Consider the following 4,196-nt stretch of genomic DNA (forward strand, 5'->3'; position numbering starts at 1 on the left):
CAGGCCCACCTGGAAGGTGCCGGTGGCCTTCTCCTTCACCTCCACCTGCAACACGATGGCGTTGTCGGTGCTGCCCGGGTGCTGGGTGATCTCCACCGTCTCGAAGAAGCCCAGGGCGGTGACGCGCACCTGCGGCTTCTTGCCCGCGGTGGACGTGTCCGCCACCAGCACCGCGCTCAGGCCCAGCTCGCTCGCCACGGCCGTGGCGCCCGCGGGCGTCGTGGGGTCCAGGCCCAGGCGCGAGGCGGCGGAGCGCACCGCGGACTCGGGGACGACCTCGTAGCGGGCCGGCCGGCGGGAGAGCTCCGCCTCCAGCGCGGCGCGCGCGGCGTCCGCGTGCGGACCGGAGGCGAGCACCGCGACCCGGCGCACCTCCACCTTGCTCTTGCTCTTGCTCTTGCTGGCGGCCTTCGACTTCTTCGCGGACTGCGTCGTCTTCGCGGGCTTCTTCGGCGCGGCGTGCGCCACGGGGCCCAGCAGCAGGGCCGCGCCCAGGAGGGCGGCGACGGAGGAGGAACGGGGGCGGGTCATCACGGGGAGCCCGGCTTTCCGGCGACCAGCCACTCGGTGAGGCACGCGGTGTCCGCCGCGTTGAGCGAACCGCCCTGCGGCATCTTCGCGCCACAGCCAGGCGAGTCCGTCAGCTTCTTCAGGAAGAACGACGCGGACGGGTTGGCGCTGTCCGCCATGGGAACGGCCTGGCACGTCGCGGTGGTGGTGTAGAGCCGGCCCGGCAACCCGGCGGCCTGCAGATCCAACCCGCCGCCGTTGTTGTTCTTGACGCTGTCGGTGGAGTGGCAGGCGAAGCACTGCGCCTGGAGGACGCTCGAGGCGGTGGTCCCCGGCGCGCAGGAGTTGGCAGTGCCCCCGGTGAAGCGGTCAGGGTCATCCAGCCCCCCAGCACAGCCGGCGGTGGTGGCGAGGAGCGCGGCCGCGAACAACGAGGCCAGCGGGGCGCGGGACGGACGACGGGCGTCGGAAGGGTTCGCGAACAAGACGACCACGTGGGCAAGAGGGGGGGACGACACGGTCCGCAGCCTACCCGGGCCGCGCGCGACTGTGCACCCCTCAACGGATCCGCTCTCAGCGCCCGTGACACATGCCTCGTCCTGCCGGGCAAGCCCGGGTGGGCCCGTGTCACACCCGCGTCCCACGCCCCGGCGGACTCCGGGCCTGCTGGCTAGCGCTTCTTCTTCAGGAAGCGGCTGACGCTCACCTTTCCGAAGCGGCCACCGAACAGGTACCAGGTGAGCACCGCGCCGAAGAGCGCCGCCGCCACCGCGATGCCCACGATGCCCAGCACCGGCACGTTGCCGTACATGGGCGGCCGGGGCGCGAAGGCGATGAACGCGCCCACGATGAAGCCGCACGCGCACAGGCCCAGGAAGGCGATGACGGCCACGCTGCGCAGGTTCTCGTTGAGCTTGTCGAACTGCTCGGCGCGCACCGTGACGCTGAACTTCCCCGTCTCCAGGTCCATCAGGATCTGCGACAGCTGCGTGGGCAGGTCCTGCGCCATGGACTGGAAGCGCAGGAGCGTGCGCATGAGGCCGCCCTGGAGCTGGCTTGCGTCGTAGCGCCCGGCCATCAGCTCCTTCGCGTACGGCAGCGCGACCTCCAGGATGTTCATCTCCGGGTAGAGGCTTCGCAGCATGCCTTCCGTGGAGATGGAGGCGCGCGACAGCAGCGCGTACTCCTTGGGGATGCGGATGCGGTACTTCACCGCCAGGTCCAGGAGGTCGCGCAGGAGCGTGCGCGCGTCCACCTGGCCCAGCGTGGTGGGCAGGTGCTGGCCGAGGATGGACTCGATGTCGTTGCGGAAGCCCATCAGGTTGGCGCGCGCGTCGGGCACGCCCACGCGGTAGAGGATGCGCGCCACGGAGTCGCTGTCCTTGAGCGCCACCGCGAGGCACAGCATCACCAGCGTCTCCTGCATGGGGCGCGTGAGCCGGCCCACCACGCCGAAGTCCAGCAGCGCCAGCCGGTTGCCCTCCATGAGGAGGAGGTTTCCCGGGTGCGGGTCGCCGTGGAAGAGGCCATCGTCGAAGAGCTGGCGGAAGCTGGCCTCCAGCAGGTTCTGCGCCACCTGCTTGCGGTCCGCGTCCGCCATGCCCGCGGGGTTGATCTTCTCGCCGCGGATGAACTCCAGCGTGAGCACGGTGCGGCTGGAGAGCGAGGCGTAGACGCGCGGAATCTTGAGGTACGGGCGCTCCTTGTGGGTCTCCAGGAACGCGCGGATGTTGGTGGCCTCGTTGATGAAGTCCAGCTCCTCGTGGATGGCCCGGTCGAACTCGTCCACGATGCCGGAGGGCGTGTAGATGCCCGTCTCCTCCACCACGGCCTCCAGCAGGCGCGCCAGCGAGCGCAGCACGCCCAGGTCCGCGTCGATGCGCTGGGCGATGCCGGGCCGCTGCACCTTGATGACGACCTCTTCACCCTCCAGCGTCACCGCGCGGTGCACCTGGGCGATGGACGCGGCGGCGAGCGGCTCCGGATCCACGTGCGCGAACAGCTCCTGGACGTCCTTGCCCAGCGCCTCGCGGATCTGCGCGTGGATCTGCTCCAGGGGGATGGCCTCCACGTTGTCCTGGAGGGTGGCCAGCTCCTCCACGAACTCCGCGGGGAGCAGGTCCGCGCGAGTGGAGAGCACCTGGCCCAGCTTGATGAACGTGGGCCCCAGCTCCGCGAGGAACATGCGGAAGCGGTGCGCGGTGGACGTGCGCTGCGACTCCTGGGAGACCTCCACCTTCTCCTTGCGGCCGAGCATGCGCCACACGCCCGCGCGCTCCGCCACCTCGCCGAAGCCATGGCGGGCGGCGATGACGGTGATCTGCCGGATGCGGTTGAGGTCCTGGAGGTTCATGGAGAGGAGGGCGCGGGCGCCGGCCGGGCCACGTAGCGCAATAGCACGTAGCCCACCCCGGCGGAGAGCAGTGAGCCGGTGAGGATGCCCAGCTTGGCTTCCGCCAACAGTGCCGGCTGTCCGGCGAAGGCCAGCCCCCCCACGAAGAGGGCCACCGTGAAGCCGATGCCCGCCACCACCGCCACCCCGTGCACCTGCGCGAGGCTCCCCCCGCCCGGCAGGGGCGACACGCCCGCCTTCACCGCGGCCCAGGTGAAGAGGAAGATGCCCACCTGCTTGCCCACGAAGAGGCCGACGATGATGCCCAGGGGCAGGGGCTTGAGCAGGTCCGAAAGGCCCATGCCGGACACGTCCACGCCAGAGTTGGCGAGCGCGAACAGCGGCACGATGCCGTACGCCACGAAGCCGTGCCACAGGTGCACGAAGCGGTTGAGCGGCGGCTCGATGTCCTCCAGCGCCTCCTCGATGTGGAGCAGCTGCGCGCCGCGCTGGCCCTCGTCATCCGCCCGCGCCACGAGCCCCTGGATGTACGTGGCCAGCTCCTCCAGCACCTCGCGCCCCGGACGCGTGGGCCGCGCGGGGATGGCCAGGCCCAGCACCACGCCGGACAGCGTCGCGTGGATGCCCGCGTGGTGCATGGCGTACCAGAGCGCGGCGCCCACGGCGGCGTAGAAGAGGCCGTTGCGCACGTAGAAGTGGTTGAGCACCCAGAGCGCCGCCCCCAGGCCCGCGCAGATCGCGAGCCAGTCCCCGTGGATGCCGGTGCCGTAGAAGAGGGCGATGACGAGGATGCCGCCGATGTCGTCGAAGATGGCGAGCGCGGTGAGGAACACCACCAGCCCGTGGCCCACGCGCGCCTTCACCAGCGTGAGGCACCCGATGGCGAACGCGATGTCCGTGGCCATGGGGATGGCCCAGCCGCCCTGCGCGGGCGTGCCGTGCGTGAAGGCGAGGTACAGCCCCGCGGGCACCACCATGCCGCCCAGCGCGGCGATGAGGGGCAGGAGCGCGCGGGAGAAGGTGCGCAGCTCCCCGGACGACAGCTCTCGCTTGATCTCCATCCCCACGAGGAAGAAGAAGAGCGTCATCAGCCCGTCGTTGATGAGCTCCCGGAAGGTGAACCCGCTGGCGTGGCCGGCGACCTCCAGGTGCAAGGGGGCGTCGAACACGGCCGTGTAGGTGGCCCCCCAGGGGGAGTTGGCCCACACGAGCGCGGCCAGCGCGCAGAGGGCCAGGAGGATGCCGCTGCTGGCCTCCAGGCGGAAGAACGCCTGCACGGGAGCGAGCGCGACCTGGAACCTGTCTCTTATAAACATCTGACGCTGCCGACGAC

The 4,196-nt window shown here is 70.7% G+C and carries 4 protein-coding genes; all 4 read right to left on the reverse strand.

The features are described from left to right. Window positions 1-531 (reverse strand): hypothetical protein (locus D7X12_RS39930; protein WP_147443957.1); only part of this gene is annotated, 531 nt, incomplete at its 3' end. Continuing rightward, complete coding sequence (locus D7X12_RS39935; RefSeq protein ID WP_147443958.1) at window positions 531-1,028, reverse strand: hypothetical protein; 498 nt, start codon at window positions 1,026-1,028, stop codon at window positions 531-533. The genes D7X12_RS39930 and D7X12_RS39935, both read right to left, overlap by 1 nt. Window positions 1,029-1,180: 152 nt before the next feature. After that, a complete protein-coding gene (locus tag D7X12_RS39940; RefSeq protein ID WP_120630377.1) occupies window positions 1,181-2,863 on the reverse strand; it encodes an ABC1 kinase family protein in 1,683 nt (560 codons plus the stop codon). Beyond that, the gene (gene nhaA, locus D7X12_RS45675) at window positions 2,860-4,179 is read right to left on the reverse strand and encodes a Na+/H+ antiporter NhaA (protein ID WP_120630378.1); all 1,320 of its coding nucleotides are present in this window, start codon (window positions 4,177-4,179) and stop codon (window positions 2,860-2,862) included. Before nhaA ends, D7X12_RS39940 begins: the two co-directional genes overlap by 4 nt. Window positions 4,180-4,196: the final 17 nt, after the last annotated feature.

The sequence above is a fragment of the Corallococcus sicarius genome, assembly GCF_003611735.1.
Taxonomy (GTDB): Bacteria; Myxococcota; Myxococcia; order Myxococcales; family Myxococcaceae; genus Corallococcus; species Corallococcus sicarius.

Coding starts and splice junctions, on each gene's coding strand:
- nhaA (WP_120630378.1), bottom strand. CDS start 4,179: ATGTTTATAAGAGACAGGTTCCAGGTCGCGCTCGCTCCCGTGCAGGCG.
- D7X12_RS39940 (WP_120630377.1), bottom strand. CDS start 2,863: ATGAACCTCCAGGACCTCAACCGCATCCGGCAGATCACCGTCATCGCC.